Annotated in this window: 26 protein-coding genes; 2 read left to right on the top strand and 24 right to left on the bottom strand. The window is 32.2% G+C overall.

The features are described from left to right. The first annotated feature begins 253 nt into the window (after nucleotides 1-253). The gene (locus AJ881_RS04760) at nucleotides 254-2,008 is read left to right on the top strand and encodes a tetratricopeptide repeat protein (RefSeq protein ID WP_070285343.1); all 1,755 of its coding nucleotides are present in this window, start codon (nucleotides 254-256) and stop codon (nucleotides 2,006-2,008) included. 3 nt (nucleotides 2,009-2,011) lie between these two features. Here the strand turns inward: AJ881_RS04760 and AJ881_RS04755 are convergent, their stop codons facing one another. The 6 genes from AJ881_RS04755 to topA all read right to left on the bottom strand — a co-directional run bounded on the left by AJ881_RS04755 (nucleotide 2,012) and on the right by topA (nucleotide 9,143). Then, complete coding sequence (locus AJ881_RS04755) at nucleotides 2,012-2,779, bottom strand: hypothetical protein (RefSeq protein ID WP_079860740.1); 768 nt, start codon at nucleotides 2,777-2,779, stop codon at nucleotides 2,012-2,014. 39 nt (nucleotides 2,780-2,818) lie between these two features. After that, nucleotides 2,819-3,583 carry a 3'(2'),5'-bisphosphate nucleotidase CysQ gene (locus AJ881_RS04750; protein ID WP_070282635.1) on the bottom strand — a complete coding sequence of 255 codons (765 nt, stop codon included), beginning with the start codon at nucleotides 3,581-3,583 and terminating at the stop codon, nucleotides 2,819-2,821. 80 nt (nucleotides 3,584-3,663) lie between these two features. Beyond that, complete coding sequence (locus AJ881_RS04745) at nucleotides 3,664-4,932, bottom strand: citrate synthase (RefSeq protein WP_052949469.1); 1,269 nt, start codon at nucleotides 4,930-4,932, stop codon at nucleotides 3,664-3,666. Nucleotides 4,933-5,046: 114 nt separating this feature from the next. Continuing rightward, nucleotides 5,047-6,222, bottom strand: coding sequence for a cation:proton antiporter (locus AJ881_RS04740; protein WP_060816449.1), 1,176 nt, complete (start codon nucleotides 6,220-6,222; stop codon nucleotides 5,047-5,049). After that, nucleotides 6,203-7,039 carry a biotin synthase gene (locus AJ881_RS04735; protein ID WP_070210588.1) on the bottom strand — a complete coding sequence of 279 codons (837 nt, stop codon included), beginning with the start codon at nucleotides 7,037-7,039 and terminating at the stop codon, nucleotides 6,203-6,205. The genes AJ881_RS04740 and AJ881_RS04735 overlap by 20 nt, the downstream gene beginning before the upstream one ends. Nucleotide 7,040: 1 nt before the next feature. Next, nucleotides 7,041-9,143, bottom strand: coding sequence for a type I DNA topoisomerase (gene topA / locus AJ881_RS04730; protein WP_070209939.1), 2,103 nt, complete (start codon nucleotides 9,141-9,143; stop codon nucleotides 7,041-7,043). 174 nt (nucleotides 9,144-9,317) lie between these two features. Here topA and AJ881_RS04725 point away from each other — a divergent pair, with 174 nt between their 5' ends. Next, entirely contained in the window at nucleotides 9,318-10,589 is a 1,272-nt protein-coding gene (locus tag AJ881_RS04725; protein WP_002892040.1) for an MFS transporter, read from the top strand. Nucleotides 10,590-10,616: 27 nt separating this feature from the next. On the opposite strand, the gene secY is transcribed toward AJ881_RS04725, so the two are convergent. The 18 genes from secY to AJ881_RS04635 all read right to left on the bottom strand — a co-directional run bounded on the left by secY (nucleotide 10,617) and on the right by AJ881_RS04635 (nucleotide 18,853). Further along, nucleotides 10,617-11,882: a preprotein translocase subunit SecY gene (gene secY / locus AJ881_RS04720; RefSeq protein WP_002860827.1), complete on the bottom strand. Its 1,266-nt coding sequence runs from the start codon at nucleotides 11,880-11,882 to the stop codon at nucleotides 10,617-10,619. Then, on the bottom strand, nucleotides 11,882-12,274 hold the full coding sequence (gene rplO, locus AJ881_RS04715; protein WP_002851292.1) for a 50S ribosomal protein L15: 393 nt from the start codon (nucleotides 12,272-12,274) through the stop codon (nucleotides 11,882-11,884). Before rplO ends, secY begins: the two co-directional genes overlap by 1 nt. 4 nt (nucleotides 12,275-12,278) lie before the next feature. Next, the gene (rpsE, locus tag AJ881_RS04710; RefSeq protein WP_002779428.1) at nucleotides 12,279-12,722 is read right to left on the bottom strand and encodes a 30S ribosomal protein S5; all 444 of its coding nucleotides are present in this window, start codon (nucleotides 12,720-12,722) and stop codon (nucleotides 12,279-12,281) included. An 11-nt stretch (nucleotides 12,723-12,733) separates the two neighbouring features. Continuing rightward, complete coding sequence (rplR, locus tag AJ881_RS04705) at nucleotides 12,734-13,090, bottom strand: 50S ribosomal protein L18 (RefSeq protein ID WP_002860829.1); 357 nt, start codon at nucleotides 13,088-13,090, stop codon at nucleotides 12,734-12,736. Between the two features lie 9 nt (nucleotides 13,091-13,099). Continuing rightward, on the bottom strand, nucleotides 13,100-13,636 hold the full coding sequence (gene rplF, locus AJ881_RS04700; RefSeq protein WP_004305835.1) for a 50S ribosomal protein L6: 537 nt from the start codon (nucleotides 13,634-13,636) through the stop codon (nucleotides 13,100-13,102). A gap of 78 nt (nucleotides 13,637-13,714) precedes the next feature. After that, a complete protein-coding gene (rpsH, locus tag AJ881_RS04695) occupies nucleotides 13,715-14,110 on the bottom strand; it encodes a 30S ribosomal protein S8 (RefSeq protein WP_002860830.1) in 396 nt (131 codons plus the stop codon). A 9-nt stretch (nucleotides 14,111-14,119) separates the two neighbouring features. After that, nucleotides 14,120-14,305, bottom strand: a complete 186-nt coding sequence (locus AJ881_RS04690; protein ID WP_002851478.1) for a type Z 30S ribosomal protein S14 — start codon at nucleotides 14,303-14,305, stop codon at nucleotides 14,120-14,122. A 1-nt stretch (nucleotide 14,306) separates the two neighbouring features. Next, a complete protein-coding gene (gene rplE / locus AJ881_RS04685) occupies nucleotides 14,307-14,852 on the bottom strand; it encodes a 50S ribosomal protein L5 (RefSeq protein ID WP_002851453.1) in 546 nt (181 codons plus the stop codon). A 3-nt stretch (nucleotides 14,853-14,855) separates the two neighbouring features. Beyond that, the gene (rplX, locus tag AJ881_RS04680) at nucleotides 14,856-15,089 is read right to left on the bottom strand and encodes a 50S ribosomal protein L24 (RefSeq protein ID WP_002779437.1); all 234 of its coding nucleotides are present in this window, start codon (nucleotides 15,087-15,089) and stop codon (nucleotides 14,856-14,858) included. After that, nucleotides 15,089-15,457, bottom strand: a complete 369-nt coding sequence (gene rplN / locus AJ881_RS04675) for a 50S ribosomal protein L14 (protein WP_002779438.1) — start codon at nucleotides 15,455-15,457, stop codon at nucleotides 15,089-15,091. The genes rplX and rplN overlap by 1 nt, the downstream gene beginning before the upstream one ends. Then, the gene (gene rpsQ / locus AJ881_RS04670) at nucleotides 15,457-15,708 is read right to left on the bottom strand and encodes a 30S ribosomal protein S17 (protein WP_002851549.1); all 252 of its coding nucleotides are present in this window, start codon (nucleotides 15,706-15,708) and stop codon (nucleotides 15,457-15,459) included. The genes rplN and rpsQ overlap by 1 nt, the downstream gene beginning before the upstream one ends. An 11-nt stretch (nucleotides 15,709-15,719) precedes the next feature. Further along, complete coding sequence (gene rpmC / locus AJ881_RS04665) at nucleotides 15,720-15,905, bottom strand: 50S ribosomal protein L29 (RefSeq protein WP_002851566.1); 186 nt, start codon at nucleotides 15,903-15,905, stop codon at nucleotides 15,720-15,722. After that, on the bottom strand, nucleotides 15,892-16,317 hold the full coding sequence (gene rplP, locus AJ881_RS04660) for a 50S ribosomal protein L16 (protein WP_002779441.1): 426 nt from the start codon (nucleotides 16,315-16,317) through the stop codon (nucleotides 15,892-15,894). The genes rpmC and rplP overlap by 14 nt, the downstream gene beginning before the upstream one ends. Nucleotides 16,318-16,319: 2 nt before the next feature. Beyond that, a complete protein-coding gene (gene rpsC, locus AJ881_RS04655; RefSeq protein ID WP_002851138.1) occupies nucleotides 16,320-17,021 on the bottom strand; it encodes a 30S ribosomal protein S3 in 702 nt (233 codons plus the stop codon). Next, complete coding sequence (gene rplV, locus AJ881_RS04650) at nucleotides 17,021-17,446, bottom strand: 50S ribosomal protein L22 (protein ID WP_070282630.1); 426 nt, start codon at nucleotides 17,444-17,446, stop codon at nucleotides 17,021-17,023. The genes rpsC and rplV overlap by 1 nt, the downstream gene beginning before the upstream one ends. A 10-nt stretch (nucleotides 17,447-17,456) precedes the next feature. Beyond that, the gene (rpsS, locus tag AJ881_RS04645; RefSeq protein ID WP_002851509.1) at nucleotides 17,457-17,738 is read right to left on the bottom strand and encodes a 30S ribosomal protein S19; all 282 of its coding nucleotides are present in this window, start codon (nucleotides 17,736-17,738) and stop codon (nucleotides 17,457-17,459) included. Nucleotide 17,739: 1 nt separating this feature from the next. After that, complete coding sequence (rplB, locus tag AJ881_RS04640) at nucleotides 17,740-18,570, bottom strand: 50S ribosomal protein L2 (RefSeq protein WP_002825501.1); 831 nt, start codon at nucleotides 18,568-18,570, stop codon at nucleotides 17,740-17,742. Nucleotide 18,571: 1 nt separating this feature from the next. Continuing rightward, nucleotides 18,572-18,853: a 50S ribosomal protein L23 gene (locus AJ881_RS04635; RefSeq protein WP_002856384.1), complete on the bottom strand. Its 282-nt coding sequence runs from the start codon at nucleotides 18,851-18,853 to the stop codon at nucleotides 18,572-18,574. Nucleotide 18,854: the final 1 nt, after the last annotated feature.

Below are 18,854 nucleotides of genomic sequence, written 5' to 3'. Positions count from 1 at the left end.
AAGATGGCAATACCCATACAGGATTTGCTCAGTTTAATTATCTTTGGTAATCTTATAAAAGATAATACTTAGTTTAATTAGTTTACTTCCCTACTTGTTAAAAATTTCATCCTGATAATTTTAAAATTATTGGGATGGATGTTGTTATATTTTTTTATTTTTGTTTTATTATTTAATTTTATAAAAATATAATTATCTTTTTATGCAACTTATAAGATAATATTAGATTTTAATGTAACTATCAAGGAAAAATATGTTTGATAAAATTCATTATTATTATTTTAATGCTAATTATGAAAAATGCTTAAACTTGAGTGAGCAATTTTTAAAAGAAAGTCCAAAATTTGCTTTAGAATTTGCTATGCTTTCTTCTTATAAACTTTCTCTTTTTCAAAAAGCTTTATATTATGCTCAAGAGCTTTTTTCTTTAAATCCTACAAGTTTTAATGGTCTTATGCTTGCTAAAAGCTATATTGAAAATTTAAGATTTGATGAAGCCTTGAATTTATTACAAACACTTTTAATTCGCAAAGATGATTTAGAGGATGAACTTAAGTTAGAATTGGCTTTTATTTATAAGCTGAGTAATAAATTAGAAGAATCTGAACAAATTTTCAAAGAATTACTTTCTAAAGATATGTATAATCTTAATCTATGGAAAAATTATGCAGAAATTTATTTTAAACATGATTTTACCAAGGCATTAAATGCACATGAGCACTTGTGTCATTTTATGCAAGATTTGATTGATAAACTACAAAAAGGAATCATTGCTGAACAAACCAATCTTAATTTAATTAAACTCGAAGATAGGCTTCATAGTAAAACCAAAGAAAATCTTACTATTTCTAAAATAGAAGATTTTTTAACTCATCAAATTTTACCCCAAAAAGCATACTTGCTTTTTAAGCTTTTTAGAATATCTGATTCTTTAGAACTTTTTCAATCACTACAAGAAGCCAATCAACACCATGCACAGTTTTGGCAAAACTATGCTAAGGTCTTAGAATTTAATTCAAACTATCAAGAAGCTTATCATGCTTATAAAAAATGTCTTAGCTTGGATTCTCATGCAACCTATCAATTTGATTTGGCTTATCTTTTGATGCGTATGGGAGTGGATGATAATTTTGAAGAGGGTAAGAAATATTATGAAAGCAGATTATTTTATGCTCATAATGAAACTTTTTCTACTTATCATTATAATGAAAGCCTAAAAGCTTTTAATAAATTTGGCGTTGATGCTTTTAAAAATAAAGAAGTTTTAGTATTTTGCGAGCAAGGCTTTGGCGATACTATAATGTATGCAAGATGCTTAGAAAAACTTTGTAAAATCGCTTCAAAGGTTTTATTTGCTCCTCAAAGTGCCATGTATGAAATGTTTAAAAATCAAATCAAATTTTTAAATCAAAATGATGATATTTTTAAAAATGTAAAGGTTTTAAAAAATCTACCTACAAATTTTGATTATGCTATTCCTATTTGTTCTTTGCCTTTTTTTATTGATATTAAGCTTGATGAGATTTCACGATTAAAAACACCTATATTGCCACAGAAAAAACCGCATAATCAAAGAAAAAAACTTGGTATTTTTTATGCTACTCCTAATGCTGAAAATTCTGATTTATTAAGAAATGTAAAATTTGAATTTTTATTTGATATATTAAAAAACTTAAATTATGAAATCATTTCTTTTCAAATGCAATTAAAAGAAGAATTACCTAAGGTAATAGAAGATAGAAGTAAGCTTATAGAAAATTGGAATGATACTCTAAATTATTTATATGATATTGACTGTATGCTTAGTATTGATAGTGCTATAGCGCATTTAAGTTTAGCTATGGATATTCCTACTATAGTTCTTTTACATCCTAGGTTTGATTGGCGTTGGGGAAAATTTGAAAATCCTAAAAGTTATTTTTGGCCAAAAGCAAAATGTTTTATCATAAAAGAACAAGAAAAAACAAAAAGGAATTTGCAAAAACTGATTAAAGATATTTTAAACTAAAGCTTAGTTTAAGAGCTTTAGGTGGAAAATTTGGTTTTTGATAACATCAGCTAGCATTTTTGGCATTTGGTTTATAATATCTTGATAATTTTGTTTTGCATCTTGATCTTTTAATGTCAAATTTAATTTTGCATTTTTTGCTGCAAGAATTTTTCCATTGCTTGTAGAAATAATTTTAAAATTAACATTAGCCACACCCTCTTTACTAGTTGTGATAAAATAATTTGTAATATTTACATAAAAATCTTGCAAATTTACCACCACAACATAATCTGTAAATTTAGCATACATTTTAGCCTTATCTTTTTCTTGTGTTAAAAAAGGACTTACATTTATAAGTTTTGCATCCTTAGGGCTAAAATATGACAAAGTTTTAGGACTTTGATAAATACCATTTGCAGCAGAATTAACCCAATTAAGCTTTAAACTTTGAATCAAATTTTTAGCAAATAATGTAGAAAATTCCTTATCACTCACCCTAAAACCATCTAAAAAATAACCAAAATTTTTCCTAAAAGTTAATACAATAGCAAAATCAATATCTTTATCTTTGGTGATTTGCGATTTTTTTTCAATCAAGGTAGAACTATCAAACAATGCTTTTTGTTGATTTAGATTTGGATTTGCAACATTTTGATTTAGATCTATTAGCTCAAAACTATCTGCGCTTTTTTCAATTTTAATAACTTTTTTCTGAGAAAAATTATTCGCTAAAAGATTAGAACTTAAAACTAAACTTAAAAACAAAATGAAACAATACCTCATTTTCATCCTTATAAACTATTTAAATATAAAATTATATTCTTTATTTTATAAAAAATCTTGTAAAAAATTCCTAGATGAAACACAAATAAAAGGACTGGATTTATAACTTAAAGGGTTATATAAAATGTATTTTTTAGAAAAATCTCCCATAAATCCTCCATTTTGATTAATCAAAAAATCTCCTGCTACAATATCCCAAATATTAAGCTTTTCAAATCTTTTATAAACTCCTGCCCTAGCCTCTAAAATAGCACAAAATTTCAATCCAGAACCTATATTAATAGCTTCTAATTGATGCTCTTTTGCAAAGTCTTCATCTTCTTTGCTAAGATGATTAACACTCAATAAGGCTTTATATTTATTTTTCTCGTATTCTTGCTGGTCAATTTGCAAAGGTTTATCGTTTTTATAAACCTTGGTTTTTGTATGAGCATAGAATATATCACCTTTTGATGGATTTTGTATAAGCGATAAAACAGGGCGATTGTCATGAACTAAACTTATCATAACACAAAATTCATCACTGCCTTTTAAAAAACCACTTGTTCCATCAAGAGGATCGATAAGCCAAAAAGTTTTTAATTCTTCACACTCTTCTTTGCTGAGTAATTTTTCTTCTGATAGAATTTTAATATCCGTAGAACCTAAAATATCATTTAGAATTTTATTAGAAGCAAGATCTGCTGATGTAAGCGGGCTTTTATCTTCTTTTTCCCAAGTTTTAAAATTTTTTCTCTCTTCTAAAATAGCTTTAGAAGCTTGATTGCTAGCATTTATAGCAATTTCTAAAAATTTATCAAGATTAAGCATGATTATAAGACTTTCTATAAGATTTTTTAAAATTATACAAGAAGATTTTGTGGAATTTTTAATTTCCACAAAAATTTTAATTAAATTTTACTAGTTTCACCCAAATAAAGTTGTCTTGGACGGACTATTTTAAGACTTTCTTGCTCTTTTTGTTCTATCCACTGAGCTATCCATCCTGGGGTGCGTCCTATAACAAATAAAGTAGCAAACATTTCATTTGGAATACCTAAGGCTTTTAAAATAAGTCCACTATGAAAATCAACATTCGGATATAACCCTCTTTGAACAAAATAATCATCATTTAAAGCAATCTCTTCTATACGCGTTGCTACTTTAATAAGATTGGTATCAATACCCAACTCATCAATAAGTTGATCACGAAGTTTTTTAAGTACTTTTGCTCTAGGATCAAAATTTTTATAAACCCTATGCCCAAAGCCCATCAAACGGAAAGGATCGTTTTTATCCTTAGCCCTTTTGATGAATTCATCTACCCTATCAACACTACCTATTTGCTCAAGCATTCTAATAACACCTTCATTAGCTCCACCATGTGCATGACCCCAAAGTGCACCAATACCTGCTGCTATACAGGCATAAGGATGAGCATGAGTTGAACCCACAGAACGAACCGTTGAAGTTGAAGCATTTTGCTCATGATCTGCATGAAGCATAAAAACTGTATCAAGTGCTTTTACTTCTATAGGTTTAAGCTCTACATGATCGTAAGGATAAGTTCTTAACATATATAAGAAATTTTCTGTAAAACCACGATCTAAATTTGGATAAGCCATAGGAAAGCCATGTTTATATCTATAAGCGGTGGCGACTATAGTAGGGATTTTAGCTACTATTCTAGCTGCCATTTCCATATATTCTTCTTTTACGTTCATATTTAAATGATCAGGATAAAAAGCACTAAGCGATGAAACAGCACCTTGTAAAACTGCCATAGGATGAGCATTATCAGGGAAAGAATCAAAAAGACGATGCATACCTTCATGGATAAAAGAACGCTTTTTCATTTCATAACGAAACGCTTCAAGACGCGTAGCATCAGGTAGTTCTTTATAAAGTAAAAGATGAACCACATCTAAATAAAGTTTGTTTTCAGCAAGCCACTCTATAGGATAGCCACGGTGCATTAAAATTCCGTTTTCTCCATCAATATAAGTGATTTTTGATTTACAAGTAGCTGTAGAAGTCAAGCCCTCATCATAAGAAAACATTCCTGTTTGTTTATAAAAACTTGACATATCCACAACGCTTGGGCCAGTTGTACCATCATATATAGGAAATTCATAGCTTTTTCCATTTCTATTATCGGTTATAGTAACGGAATTTGACATTTTCGCTCCTTTTATTGTTACTTTTATTAATTCTAACAAAAAAGGGCGATTATGAGTTTTTTTATTATTAAATTTTTAAGATTTTGTTTGCTTTTTTGAGTAAAAAAGTAACTTTCATTTTTTAGAATTGGAAAGAAATTTAATCATACTCATAACAATAATAGCCTCAAATAACGCTGTTAAAATAAGTGCTGAATAAAGCTTCTCATCAATAACCTTGCCCGAATAACCCAGAGTAGCTGTTGCTATAAGCAAGGTTAAAGGCATAGAATGACTAAGACCAAATAAAATCATATTTTTAAAACCAATTCTTTTTAAAAAAACACTTGCACATAAAATTCTTAAACCCACCATAACAAACATAAGTAAAAATGCTTGTAAAACGATTTTATAATCTAAAATCATTTTAAGATCAAAGGTTGAGCCTATATGGATAAAAAAAATAGGGATCAAAAACCCGTGTCCAAAAGTAGAAAGCTTGTGCTCAAGATCTTTTTTATGATCAAAAAAAGTAGCTATAAATGAACCTGCTATAAAAGAGCCAAGAACGATTTCAAGTTTTGTAATAACCATAGCAACAATAATCAGTATAAAAATGGCCATACAGAATCTTATATCTTTTTCATTTTTATCTTCCCATGGCATAAGCACAACTTTAAGCTGAGGATACCACCAAAAAAGCACACCAAGCATTTTAAATCCGAGCAAACAAAGTCCCAAAAAGATATTAAGATATAAAATACTTTGCGCTACATCAATAATACCTGTTCCTTCGCGCAAAAAAGCTCCCGCTATAGTCAAAAGCACAATAGAAATCACTTCAGCTAAAGTAGCTACTATCATAGCAATATTTAGCCAATAACACTCTTTTCCAAAATCCTTAAAAAGTAAAGATAAAAGCCCTACACTCATCACAGGTATAATGATAATAAATACTAAAGAAAGTCCAAAAATCCATACTATAAAAGAAGATAAAGCGTAAAGTAAAAAAATATAAAAAAAACTTTTTTTGACAACTTCTTTATCCATATTAAAAAAGGCTCTTAAATTTACCTCCATGCCCGCTATAAACATTAGATAATAAAAACCTACATTGGCTAAAAGTGCAAAATTTTCACTTTTTCCTATGAAACCAAAATACGCTATTATTGCCCCTAAAATAATTTCAGTAGCCGAAAGAGGCAAGCGTAAAATTTTTGCAATATGCGGAGAAAAAAGTAAGCATAAAGCTATAACAATAAGAATTTTTAGATCAATTAAACCTTGCGGATCAATGACACTCTGATGCAAAAGTAAATCCCATTTCTTTTAATTTTATTATATCTTGACTTGGTTCTTCACCTTTAGTGGTTAAATAATCCCCTATAACAATAGCCCCAGCACCTGCTTGAAAAATTTCATATTGTCTTTCTCGTAATACCACTTCACGCCCACCTGCTACCATTACCACGCTTTGCGGTAAAGCCTCTTTGGTATCACGCACGATTTTTAAAGCTTCATCAGCGCCAAGTCTTGGAACTTGTAGTTTTAAATTTTCATTTGCTATAAAAAAATTAATAGGCGTTGAAAAAGGCTGTAATTCTTGCAAAGATTTTCTAAAACTTAGCCTATCTTCTTCACTCTCACCCATACCATAGATTCCACCACAACAAAGCATAAGCCCTGCTTCTTTAGCGTTTAAATTGGTTTGAAATCTACTTTCCCAAGTATGCGTGGTGCAAATTTGTGGAAAAAATTCCTTAGAAGTTTCAAGATTGTGATTATAAGAAAAAATTCCTGCTTTTTTAAGTTCTTTGAGTTGCTCCACGCTTGCCATGCCATTACAGGCAATTAAAAGCAAGTTAGGCACTTCTTTTTGCACAGCCTTAGCAGCTTCGCAAACATACTCAAGCTTTTCATCATCAATCCCAAGTCCTGCTGTAACCAAACAAAAACCCAAGGCTTCATTTTTCTTTGCCATTTTTGCTTCTAAAACGATTTGTGAAAGTTCTTTACGACGATATTTTTGAATATCTGTTTTTACATGGGCACTTTGGGTACAGTATTTACAGTCTTCTGAACAATTTCCACTCGCTATATTTGAAATAGCACAAAGCATGATTTGCATTTTAATCCTTCATTTCTTTTTTAATTTTACACTTTAAACATTCTAAGAATGTACCTTTTTTAAGCTCTTTTATCACTAAAGTTTCGCCACACTCTTCGCATTTTTCTTCGCTTGGTTTGTATTTACTTATAAAATTGCATTTTGGATAAGCGCTACAGCCATAAAATTTACCGCGTTTTGAAAAGCGTTCTACGATTTCACCTTTTTGACAACTTGGACAAGTAATACCTGTACCATTAGCTTTAGCTTTTGCGGCAGTATTTTCGCTTTCATTTTTACTTTCACTTTTTAAATTTCTTGAATACTTACATTTTGGGAAATTTAAACACGCTACAAATTCTCCAAAACGCCCTTTTCTAATAGCAAGTTCCCCACCACAATCAGGACAACTTTCACCTAATTTTGTAACAGTTTTTTGACTGGCGATTTTTGTTTTTCCTTCTTCGATTTTTCTCATAAAAGGATAGTAAAATTCTTTTAAAGTTTCTTGCCAATCTGCCTTATCTTCTGCGATTTCATCTAAAGTGTTTTCAAGATTTGAAGTAAATTTGCTATCTACTATATCGCTAAAATTTTTTTCAAGCACTTCGGTTACATTAAAAGCAACCTCACTAGGAATAAGTTGTTTTTTGTCTATTTTTACATAATCACGGCTTGTAAGTATAGAAATGGTTGGTGCATAAGTAGAAGGGCGACCTATGCCTAAACTTTCAAGTTTTTTTACAAGTCCTGCTTCTGAATACCTTGAAGGTGGTTCGGTAAAATGTGAGTTCATTTCTAAATTTTGTATTTTTAAATTTTCACCTATTTTAAAATTTGGTAAAATTTTATCCTTATCCATATCACCATAAACTTTATAATATCCATCGAAAAGGATTTTTCTACCGCTTATTTTAAAAACTGCTCTATCATTTTTTACAAATACATTTTGAGTTTGAGAGATAGCAGGATTCATCTGACAGGCTAAAAAGCGATTGTAAATAAGTGTGTAAAGTTTTAACTCATCTTTGTCTAAAAATTTGGCCGCAATTTCTGGAGTAAAACTTAAATTTGTAGGGCGTATAGCTTCATGAGCTTCTTGAGCACCTTTAGCCTTTGTAGTATATACATTTGCTTGGCTTGGAAGATAATCTTGGCCAAAATTTGCTTGTATGAATTTTCTTGCATTTTCTATAGCTTCTTTGGCCAAATTTAAACTATCAGTTCTCATGTAGGTAATAACCCCCATCACGCCCTCGTGAGTATTTACTCCTTCATAGAGTTTTTGAGCTATCATCATGGTTTTTTTAGGGTTAAAACCAAGGCGATTGCTAGCACTTTGCTGTAAAGTTGAAGTCATAAAAGGAGGTGGTGGAGCGATTTTTCTTTCTTTGCTTTCAATGTCACTTATAGTATAAGCTTCATTTTTGCAAGCTTCCAGTACAAGTTTGGCACGATCTTTGTTGATAATGGTAAGTTTTTCTATCTTAGCTTTGTCAAACTCAACTAGTTCTGCATCCAAATCTTTTTGAAAAATCATATCTATGCTAAAATATTCCAGTGGTACAAAGGCACGAATTTCTTTTTCACGATCGACTATGATCTTTAAAGCCGCACTTTGAACACGCCCTGCGCTAAGTCCTCTTTGAATTTTTTGCCCCAATAAGGGGCTGAGTTTATATCCTACAATGCGATCTAAAAGGCGTCTAGTTTGTTGAGCATTTACAGAGTGCATATCTAATTTTCTTGGATTTTTTAAAGCATTTTCTATAGCGCTTTTGGTAATTTCGTGAAAAACAATGCGCGGCAAGGTATTTTCATCTTTGCCTATAGCTTTTGCAATATGATAAGCTATGGCTTCTCCTTCTCTATCCTCATCCGTTGCAAGATAGACTTCTTTGGCATCTTTGGCTTTGCTTTTAAGTTCTTTAACTAAGGCGCTATGATCACTTGTGATTCTATACTCTGGAATAAATTCATCATCTTCTATTTTAATCCCAAAGCTTGATTTAGGTAAATCTCTAATATGTCCTTTAGAAGCAATCACTTCATAATCTTTTCCCAAAAAATTTCCTATGGTTTTAGCTTTTGCAGGAGATTCTACTATGATTAAATTTTTCTTCATTTTACACCCTTGTTAAATAAAAAGCTGAATTTAGCTAAAATTATTTAAAATTCTACTTATAAAATATATTTTAAAAACAAAACTATCATAACAAAATAAATAAAATATAATTTTAAGTAATTTTAAATACAAATCATAATTTTTGGAGTATAATAAAATAAAAAAGGCAAAATTATGAATGGCAAAACTTATAAATTTCATCCAAATGATACAAAAATGGATAAAAAAATAATTCAAATTACCGAAAAATCCGGATTTAAAGCAGCTGTGTTTTCTATGGCCGCTATGACTATGCTAGGAAGTGTGGTCATTTCATCTGCTCTGCCTGCTATCAACAGACATTTTGAAGAACTTTTAACCCAAAGTGGTGCTACTCTTGCTTCAAGTTTCACATTAGCTCATCTTGATATACTTGTTCGCTTAGTTTTAACCATTCCTGCTATTTTTGTTGTCATTTTATCTCCATTCGCTGGTATTTTAATGGATAAATTTGGCAAATTAAAATTCATTCTTCCAGCTATGGTGGTTTGGACTATTTCTGGAGTAAGTGGCTTTTTCTTAAATGATATTTATGCTATACTGACTTCAAGAGCTATTTTTGGTATGGCAACTGCTTTTATAATGACAGGCGCTTCGGCTTTACTTGGAGATTATTATAGTCGCGGTGGCTTTAATCGCAGAGAAAATGCTTTAAGTCTTCAAGGATTTTTTTGTGCGGTAGGGGGTGCTGTTTTTATTTCTATTGCGGGATTTGTTTCAAGTTATTCTTGGCGTTATCCTTTTTTGGTATATGGACTTGGAATTTTAATTACCTTAATGGCTATCATTTATCTTTTTGAACCTAGAAAATTTAAATTCTATAATCATACAAAAATAGAAGCAAAAACAAATTATTGGCAATTTTTTCCTATCTATTTTATAGGTTTTTTTATCATGGTAGTTTATTATATTTCACCAACTCAACTTCCTTACTATATAGAAGAACATTTAGGATTGGATCCTAAATATATAGGTATTTCGATGTCTGTGTCTGCACTATGTTATGGTTTTTTCTCTCTAAGCTATAGATATATTATAAAATTCTTAAGTATTAAAACTATCTATGTTTTAACTCTTTTTATCGTATCTTGTTCTTTTTTGCTGCTTTTTTTAGTAGATAGCTTTTTCACAGTTTTAATCGCCTTAGCTTTGCTTGGAATGGGCGGAGGTATTATGCTTGTAAATAATACGGCTTATCTTTTTTCAATCTGTCCTGAAAATGCTCGCGCTAGGGCTTATGGAATTTTAGCAAGTTGTATATTTTTAGGACAATTTTTAAGTCCTATTATCTCTCAACCTATCGTTAGGCAAATGGGTCTTGTAGATGCTTTTTTAATATGGTCAATAGTAATTTTTATAGTGTGCATTGTGTTTTTATTTTTAAAGCAAAAACCTAGGATAAATTAGCAAGAAAAATCTTGCTAATTTTATTTATTACAAACCTACTGCACTTAAAGTTTGGTATTTACTCATATAAATTTGAGCTTCAATTTTTCTCATTGTATCAAGCGCTACTTGAACTACAATAAGTACAGAAGTACCGCCAAAATGAAAAGGCACACCCATAAATTTCACCAAAACCCAAGGCAAGGTTGCAACAAGCCCTAAATAAATAGAACCTGATAAAGTTAAACGAGAAGCCACTTCATTAAGATAATTTGAAGTTCCTTCACCTGGACGAATTCCAGGGATAAAACCGCCTTGCTTTTTCAAATTTTCTGCTATGTCTTTAGCGTTAAATACAATAGAAGCATAAAAATAAGCAAAGAAAATTACAAACAAGAAAGTTAAAACATGAAACAAATAACCATTTGGATTTAAAAAGTCATTAATGGCTTGTAGATAAGGATTTGTACTAGTTTGTAAAATCGTTGTTGGAAACATCAAAATCGCACTAGCAAAAATCGGTGGAATAACTCCACTAAGATTGAGTTTAATAGGAATATAATTCATAATGCGTTTGTTTTGATTTTGCATTACAACTTTACGAGAATAAGAAATAGGAATTCTTCTTTCTCCAAGTTCTACATAAATAATCACGCCTATAGTGATTAAAATCAAAGCAAAAATTGCAAAAGCGGTTAAGAAATTCATCTCACCTGAATTAATTTGTCCTACAGTTCCTGAAATCGCTCTTGGAATACCTGAAACAATACCTGCAAAAATGATTAAAGAAATACCATTTCCTATACCTCTTTGTGTAATTTGTTCGCCAAGCCACATTAAAAGCATAGTTCCTGCAAGCATAGAAATAGCACAAAGTGCGATAAACATATTTAAATCTTCCACCATTATAGCCCCTGCGCCACCACGACCATGTAAGCTTTGCAAACCTATAGCAACGCCTATACTTTGAACCAAAGTAATCACAATAGTCGCATAACGGATAATTTGCATATATTTTTGCATACTATCACGCTCTTTTTTCATCTTACCAATATTTGGAAAAGTTGCTGCAAGAAGCTCCATAATAATAGAAGCAGTAATATAAGGCATAATACCTAAAGAAATGATAGAAAAGCGTTCAGCCGCTCCACCACTAAAAACATTAAATAAACCCAAAGCATTGTTTTGATTGTTATTAAAAAATTCCGCAATCACATCAGCATTGACGCCAGGAACTGGCACATAAGCCAGAACCCTATAAGCAAACAAAAATGCTAAGGTGATTAAAATCTTATTCGTCAATGCTCTATTCATTATTTTGATCCGGTGACGCTAATATTCTCGTCTTTGATTTTTGATACTAAATCTTTTGCACTTGCACCAATTAATTTGATTTTATTCACAGATTTTGAAATTTTGTGAACACTTTTAATACTCTCAAATGTAATTTCACTAAGCTCTTTTACAGCTGTGATTTTTTCAACATTGATCACATAAGGTTTTTGAATTTTAGAAGTAAAACCTACTTTTGGTAGTCTTCTTTGAAGCGGTTGTTGACCCCCTTCAAAACCTCTTTTTTCATTATAACCTTTTCTAGCAGTTTGACCTTTACCCCCTTTAGTAGCAGTCTTACCCATGCCAGAACCTTGACCACGGCCAATTCTTTTAGTTTTATGCGTTGAACCCGCTGCTTTTGTTAAATTCATCTTCTTATCCTTTTAACATTGTTAAAGCTTTGATTGTAGCACGAACCACATTAGCTGAATTATTTGAACCCAAAGACTTGGTTAAGATGTCTTTAATACCTGCAAGTTCCACGATAGGGCGTGTAGAACCACCTGCGATAACTCCTGTACCTTCACTAGCTGGTTTAAGTAAAATTCTACTTGCATTATATTTTACCTCTACATCGTGAGCGATAGTTGAGCCTTTAGTTTTAACTTCAACGATATTTTTAAACGCATCGTCAACAGCTTTACGGATAGCATCTGGAACTTCCTTAGCCTTACCATAACCAACACCTACTAAACCTTTGCGGTTTCCAACGATAACTAAAGCAGTAAATCTAAATCTTCTACCACCTTTAACAACCTTAGTAACTCTGCCGATATCGACGATTACTTCTTCAAATTCTTCTCTATTATATTTTTCCATCGATTTACCCCTTATAGCCTAATGCCATTTTCTCTTAAAGATTCAGCCAAAACTGCAATAACACCATGATATACATAACCATTTCTATCAAAAACAGCTTGTTCTATCTTTTTAGCTTTTAAAGTTTTAGCAAATTCAGCAGCGATTTTTTTAGCGCCTTCTTTATTTGCTTTAACGCCAAGTTTGCGTCCATCAACTGCTGCTAAAGTTACAGCTTTTGCATCATCAATCGCTTGGATATATAGAGTTCTGTTCGATTTAAATACAGAAATTCTTGGAAAATTTTCACAACCTGAAATTTTCGCTCTAATTCTTTTTTTTCTTTTGATTCTTAAAGTTAGTTTTCTTTTTAATACATTTGCTCTCATATTCTACCCTTACTTCTTAGATGTCTTACCAGCTTTGCGGATAATGCGTTCATCAGAATACTTAACGCCTTTTCCTTTATATGGCTCTGGTGGTCTAAATTCACGAATTTGAGCAGCAACTTGACCTACAACTTGTTTATCACTTCCTTTAACTGTAATAGTATTTTTATCCACTACAATTTCAATTCCTTCTGGAATATCATAATTAATAGGATGAGAAAAACCAAGGCTTAGTTCTAAAACTTTACCTTTTAAAGCTGCTTTATAACCAACTCCATTGATTTCAAGAGTTTTTGAAAAACCTTGAGTTAAACCTACAACGATATTGTAAGCTAAAGCTCTGTAAGTTCCCCAATAAGCTCTACTTTGTCTATCTTCACCTTTTGGAGAAAAAAGAATATTATTATCTTTAATCTCAACATTTACATTTGCTTTAGTATCAAGTTCTTTTGCCAAATTTCCTTTTTTAAATTTAAGCAAATTTCCTTCTAATTTTACTTCTACTCCTGCTGGAATAGCAATCGGTTGTTTACCTATACGAGACATATTTTTCCTTTTTATTTGTCTAGGATATTTCTACTTTTTTAAAAGAATGGATACCCAATGCCATAAAAAGCAGATTTTTTACCAAATAGTACATAAAATTTCGCCGCCAACACCTGCTTTATAAGCTTCATCATTAGCTAAAACGCCACGACTTGTGCTAACTACGATAGTACCATAACCGTTTTTAAAACGCTTGATTTCATCTTTACCTTTATAAACACGACGACCAGGCTTAGAAATTCTTTTAAGCTCATTGATAACACTCTTACCTTTTTCATCGTATTTTAAAACTACATTGATAAATTTCTTTTTATCTTCTTCAATAACATTAAAACTCTCAATATAGCCCTTAGCTTGAAAAATTCCAACTAAAGCTTCTACAACTTTAGAATGTAAAAGCTTGGTTGTTTCAAGCTTTCTCATTCCTGCATTTCTGATACGAGTGAGTGAATCTGAAATAATATCATTTATCATATTTTATCCTTACCAACTTGCTTTCTTAAGGCCTGGAATCAAACCTTCATTGCCCATTTTTCTTAAGCAAACTCTGCAAATTCCAAAATCTCTATAAACCGAATGCGGACGCCCACAAATTTGGCATCTCGTATAAGCTCTAACCTTAAATTTAGGCTTGCGTGCCGCTTTTGCAATCATTGATTTTTTAGCCATCTTACTTTCCTTTTGTAAATGGCACACCGATAAGTTCTAATAACTTTTGTGCCTGTTTGTCATTTTGTGCTGTTGTAACTATAGAAATATTCATACCATGAGTTCTTAAAATTTTATCATACTCCACTTCTGGGAACATCAACTGCTCATCAAGACCGAAGTTATAGTTTCCGCGTCCATCAAAACCATCTCTACTTAAACCTCTAAAGTCTTTCACCCTTGGCAAAGCAATAGAGATTAATTTATCAAGAAAAGCATACATATTTTCTTTTCTTAAAGTTACCATTACACCCACAGGAAAACCTTCGCGAACTTTAAATCCTGCAACTGATTTTTTAGCTTTAGTAATCACAGCCTTTTGTCCTGCAATTAAAGAAATAGTATCTGCAACATTTTGCAATACTTTTTGATCTTTAGCCAACTCACCAGCACCTACGCTGATAACTACTTTTTCGATCACAGGGATAAGCATAGGATTTTTAATATCAAATTCTTTAACCAATGCAGGTTTAATGCTTTGATTGTATTTTTCTTTTAATCTCATCATCGCTTACTCCTGAACTTTTGCCACATTGGAAATATCCATTGGCATTTCTTTATTGATAAAACCACCATTTGGGTTTTTCTCACTCGGCTTAATAGCTTTTTTAGCGATTTTACATCCTTCAACTACCACTTTAAGTGTTTTTGGATATACCGCTAAAACTTTACCTGTTTTACCTTTATCATCGCCTGTGATAACCTTAACGCTATCACCTTTTTTGATTTTTAATTTAACCGCCATTATAATACCTCCGGTGCTAGTGAAACGATTTTCATAAAGCCACCATATCTAACTTCTCTGCCCACTGGCCCAAAGATACGAGTTCCGATAGGCTCTCTTTTGTTGTCAAGAATAACCGCAGCATTTTCATCAAAACGAATCAAAGAACCATTATCTCTATGAATTTCTTTTTTAGTTCTAACGATAACCGCTTTTACCACTTGACCTTTTTTAACTTTTCCATTTGGTAAAGCTTTTTTAACAGATGCAACGATTACATCACCTACGGTAGCGTATCTTCTTTTGCTACCCCCTAAAACCTTGATACACATTAATTCTTTTGCACCGCTATTATCAGCAACTGCAAGTCTTGTAAAACTTTGAATCATTACTCAACTCCTGTAGCTAATACAGATTTTAAGCGAAATGATTTTCTTTTTGAAAGTGGTCTGCATTCTACTGCAACAACAGTATCACCCACTTTAACTTCATTTCTCTCATCATGAATTAGATATTTTTTAAAGCGTTTAACAATTTTTCTATATCTTGGATGAACCACTTTTCTTTCAACCAAAACACTTGCGGTTTTTTCACCAGCGATTTTAACAACAACGCCTTGAATTTCTCTTTTAAATGCCATTTTCTCTATCCTTATCTTAAAGCGTTAATTGCTGTATTTATTCTAGCAATGTCTTTTTTTACTTGGCTAATCTCTTTTGGATTAGTAAGTTGCATTGTTTTTAGCTTTTGTTTTAAAGTGAATAAAAGCACCTTTTTTTCTTTTAGCATTGTTGCAAGCTCAGCTGCTGTTTTATCTTTAATCTCAGTATATTTCATTTTGGCTCTCTCTTGTAACAAACTTAGTTTTAAATGGAAGTTTATGCATAGCTAAAGTCAATGCTTCTCTTGCCATTTCTTCGCTTACTCCTGCCATTTCATAAATGATACGGCCTGGCTTGATATTCATTACCCATTCCTCAACAGCACCTTTACCTTTACCCATACGAGTTTCTAAAGGTTTTTTTGTCAAAGGCTTATCTGGGAAAACTCTAATCCAAGTTTTTCCTTGTCTTTTAACAAAACGAGTTAAAGCAATACGCGCTGCTTCGATTTGGCGTGAGTTAATGCGTCCTGCTTCAGTTGCTTTTAATGCAAATTCACCAAAAGTAAATTCTGTTCCACGATTAGCATAACCTCTGTTACGCCCTTTCATCATTTTGCGATATTTAGTTCTTTTTGGCATTAACATGATTATTTACCCCTTCTTGTGCGTCTTGGCTTTTTAGCTGGAGCACTTTCTTCAGTTTTTTCAGGTTGCATACCTTTGTGTAATACCTCACCTTTAAAGATCCATACTTTAACCCCTATGTTTCCATAAGTAGTTCTAGCTTCTGCAAAACCATAATCGATTTTTGCTCTTAAAGTATGAAGTGGAACGCGTCCTTCAAGATACCATTCTGTTCTTGCCATTTCAGCACCGCCTAAACGACCAGAAACTGAAACTTTAATCCCTTTAGCGCCTGCTTTTTGCGCGCCTTGAATTACTTTTTTCATTGCTCTTCTAAAAGCAATTCTTTTTTCAAGTTGAGTTGCAACACTTTCAGCAGCAAGTTGAGCTGAAGCTCCTGCTTTTCTTTCTTCTTTGATATTGATATTTACATCTTTACCGATTAAATCTTGCAATTCTTTTCTTAAATTATCAACATCACTACCTTTTTTACCGATGATGATACCTGGTCTTGCAGCAACTACAGTAACGCGAAGTTTTTTAGCAGTTCTTTCTACTAAAATTTGACTAATTCCTGCGTAATAAAGTTTTCTTTTTAAGAAAGCTCTGATTTTGTAATCTTCACCGATATTTTCTACTAAATTTGCTTTAGTTGGAAACCATCTTGATTCCCAGTTTCTATTGATTCCTAGTCTTAGACCAATTGGATTAACTTTTTGTCCCATTAGCTTTCCTTTTTCGCTGTTGCTTTTTTAGTGCTTGTTGTTTTTTTAGCTGGAGCTTTTGTTGTAGTAGTTTTTTTAGCTACTGCTTTTTTCTCTTCAGCTTTCACTTCTGCTTTTGCCACTTCTACTAAAATATGTGAAGTTGGTTTTCTAATACGACTTGCACTTCCTCTAGCTCTTGGTCTAAATCTTTTTAACACCGCAGCTGCATCCACGCGACAACTTTTTACAATCACTTCGTTTGCTTCAAAGCCACCATTTGCTACTGCACTTGAAATTGCGTTTGCGATATATTTTGCACCTTTATTTGGCATAAATTTTAAACTAGCCATAGCTAATTCTGCATTCATCCCCTGAACTTCCCTAGCAATCAATCTTGCTTTAGTTGGAGATAATCTTATGAATTTAATTAATGCTTTACTCATATCTTATCCCTTACTTACCAATTTTCTTTTGCACAGAGCCTTTATGCCCTTTAAATGTGCGTGTTGGAGCAAATTCACCAAGCTTATAACCGATATGATTTTCAGTAATATAAACTGGAATAAAGCTTTTACCATTATGAACATTAAATGTAAGTCCTATCATATCAGGAGTAATTGTGCTTCTTCTTGACCAAGTTTTAATTGGTTTATTATCATTAGCCTTTTTAGCAGCGATGACTTTTTTCATTACATGATCATCAACAAAAGGACCTTTTTTTAGTGATCTAGCCATCTTACTTTCCTTTTCTTCTTGAAATTATTAGCTTATCGCTAGCTTTTTTACGACGAGTTTTCGCACCTTTGGTTGGTTTACCCCATGGAGTTACTGGATGACGGCCTGAATTTTTCTTACCTTCACCCCCACCGTGCGGGTGATCTACTGGGTTCATAGCAGAACCACGAGTTTGTGGACGGATACCTCTATGGCGATTTCTACCTGCTTTACCGATAGTTACATTAGCCCATTCTTCATTTCCAACTTCGCCGATACTTGCCATACATTCAGCTAAAACTTGTCTCATTTCGCCACTTGCAAGTCTTAAGATAACATATTTTTCTTCTTTACCCATAAGTTGTGCATAAGCACCTGCAGAACGGATCATTTGACCGCCTTTGCCTGGCTTTAACTCAACATTATGAACAATAGTACCCACAGGAATGTTTTTAAGTTTCATTGCATTACCTGGTTTAATATCAAGTCCGCTTTCAGCAGCTGCAACAATATCGCCAACGCTTAATCCACGTGGTTGAAGAATATATCTTTTTTCCCCATCTTTATAAGCAATCAAAGCAATTCTACAATTTCTATATGGATCATACTCGATTGCTTCTACTTTACCTTCTATACCGAATTTACGACGTTTAAAATCAATAATTCTGTAAAGTTTTTTAGCACCCGCTTCTTTATGACGACTTGTAATTCTTCCATAGCTGTTACGACCCGCGTGTGCTGGAAGTTTAACAAGTAGTGAGCGTACACTTGGTTTAGCTGTAATATCTTCAGAACTTAAACCTGTGATATATCTTCTACTTGGAGTATATGGTTTATAAGTTTTAATTGCCATCTTAAGCCTCCGTATTTTCTAAGCTAACACCTTCAGGTAGCTTAACATAGAATTTTTTATAATCGTTTCTTTGACCTAAACGACCTCTAAAACGCTTAACTTTTCCATCCATTCTTAAAGAATTGATACTTTTTGGAGTTACACCAAAATACTCTTTTAAAACCGCTTTTAAACCTGTTTTAGTCATTTTTGGTGAAGTTTGAATAACTACGACACCTTGCTCTTGCAAATTCAAACTTTTTTCTGTGTAAAGTATAGTCTTTATATCAGTAATATCTGCCATA

The organism is Campylobacter sp. BCW_6460 (assembly GCF_001762705.1).
Classification (GTDB): Bacteria; Campylobacterota; Campylobacteria; order Campylobacterales; family Campylobacteraceae; genus Campylobacter_D; species Campylobacter_D jejuni.
Note: the sequence above shows the minus strand (reverse complement) of the source record. Positions and strands in the feature narration are given on the sequence as shown.

What these genes read in the sequence shown, in the direction of transcription:
- AJ881_RS04760 (WP_070285343.1), top strand. Translation starts at nt 254, where the DNA reads ATGTTTGATAAAATTCATTATTATTATTTTAATGCTAATTATGAAAAA.
- AJ881_RS04755 (WP_079860740.1), bottom strand. Translation starts at nt 2,779, where the DNA reads ATGAAAATGAGGTATTGTTTCATTTTGTTTTTAAGTTTAGTTTTAAGT.
- AJ881_RS04750 (WP_070282635.1), bottom strand. Translation starts at nt 3,583, where the DNA reads ATGCTTAATCTTGATAAATTTTTAGAAATTGCTATAAATGCTAGCAAT.
- AJ881_RS04745 (WP_052949469.1), bottom strand. Translation starts at nt 4,932, where the DNA reads ATGTCAAATTCCGTTACTATAACCGATAATAGAAATGGAAAAAGCTAT.
- AJ881_RS04735 (WP_070210588.1), bottom strand. Translation starts at nt 7,039, where the DNA reads ATGCAAATCATGCTTTGTGCTATTTCAAATATAGCGAGTGGAAATTGT.
- topA (WP_070209939.1), bottom strand. Translation starts at nt 9,143, where the DNA reads ATGAAGAAAAATTTAATCATAGTAGAATCTCCTGCAAAAGCTAAAACC.
- AJ881_RS04725 (WP_002892040.1), top strand. Translation starts at nt 9,318, where the DNA reads ATGAATGGCAAAACTTATAAATTTCATCCAAATGATACAAAAATGGAT.
- secY (WP_002860827.1), bottom strand. Translation starts at nt 11,882, where the DNA reads ATGAATAGAGCATTGACGAATAAGATTTTAATCACCTTAGCATTTTTG.
- rplO (WP_002851292.1), bottom strand. Translation starts at nt 12,274, where the DNA reads ATGAATTTAACAAAAGCAGCGGGTTCAACGCATAAAACTAAAAGAATT.
- rpsE (WP_002779428.1), bottom strand. Translation starts at nt 12,722, where the DNA reads ATGGAAAAATATAATAGAGAAGAATTTGAAGAAGTAATCGTCGATATC.
- rplR (WP_002860829.1), bottom strand. Translation starts at nt 13,090, where the DNA reads ATGAGAGCAAATGTATTAAAAAGAAAACTAACTTTAAGAATCAAAAGA.
- rplF (WP_004305835.1), bottom strand. Translation starts at nt 13,636, where the DNA reads ATGTCTCGTATAGGTAAACAACCGATTGCTATTCCAGCAGGAGTAGAA.
- rpsH (WP_002860830.1), bottom strand. Translation starts at nt 14,110, where the DNA reads ATGATAAATGATATTATTTCAGATTCACTCACTCGTATCAGAAATGCA.
- AJ881_RS04690 (WP_002851478.1), bottom strand. Translation starts at nt 14,305, where the DNA reads ATGGCTAAAAAATCAATGATTGCAAAAGCGGCACGCAAGCCTAAATTT.
- rplE (WP_002851453.1), bottom strand. Translation starts at nt 14,852, where the DNA reads ATGATGAGATTAAAAGAAAAATACAATCAAAGCATTAAACCTGCATTG.
- rplX (WP_002779437.1), bottom strand. Translation starts at nt 15,089, where the DNA reads ATGGCGGTTAAATTAAAAATCAAAAAAGGTGATAGCGTTAAGGTTATC.
- rplN (WP_002779438.1), bottom strand. Translation starts at nt 15,457, where the DNA reads ATGATTCAAAGTTTTACAAGACTTGCAGTTGCTGATAATAGCGGTGCA.
- rpsQ (WP_002851549.1), bottom strand. Translation starts at nt 15,708, where the DNA reads ATGGCATTTAAAAGAGAAATTCAAGGCGTTGTTGTTAAAATCGCTGGT.
- rpmC (WP_002851566.1), bottom strand. Translation starts at nt 15,905, where the DNA reads ATGAAATATACTGAGATTAAAGATAAAACAGCAGCTGAGCTTGCAACA.
- rplP (WP_002779441.1), bottom strand. Translation starts at nt 16,317, where the DNA reads ATGTTAATGCCAAAAAGAACTAAATATCGCAAAATGATGAAAGGGCGT.
- rpsC (WP_002851138.1), bottom strand. Translation starts at nt 17,021, where the DNA reads ATGGGACAAAAAGTTAATCCAATTGGTCTAAGACTAGGAATCAATAGA.
- rplV (WP_070282630.1), bottom strand. Translation starts at nt 17,446, where the DNA reads ATGAGTAAAGCATTAATTAAATTCATAAGATTATCTCCAACTAAAGCA.
- rpsS (WP_002851509.1), bottom strand. Translation starts at nt 17,738, where the DNA reads ATGGCTAGATCACTAAAAAAAGGTCCTTTTGTTGATGATCATGTAATG.
- rplB (WP_002825501.1), bottom strand. Translation starts at nt 18,570, where the DNA reads ATGGCAATTAAAACTTATAAACCATATACTCCAAGTAGAAGATATATC.
- AJ881_RS04635 (WP_002856384.1), bottom strand. Translation starts at nt 18,853, where the DNA reads ATGGCAGATATTACTGATATAAAGACTATACTTTACACAGAAAAAAGT.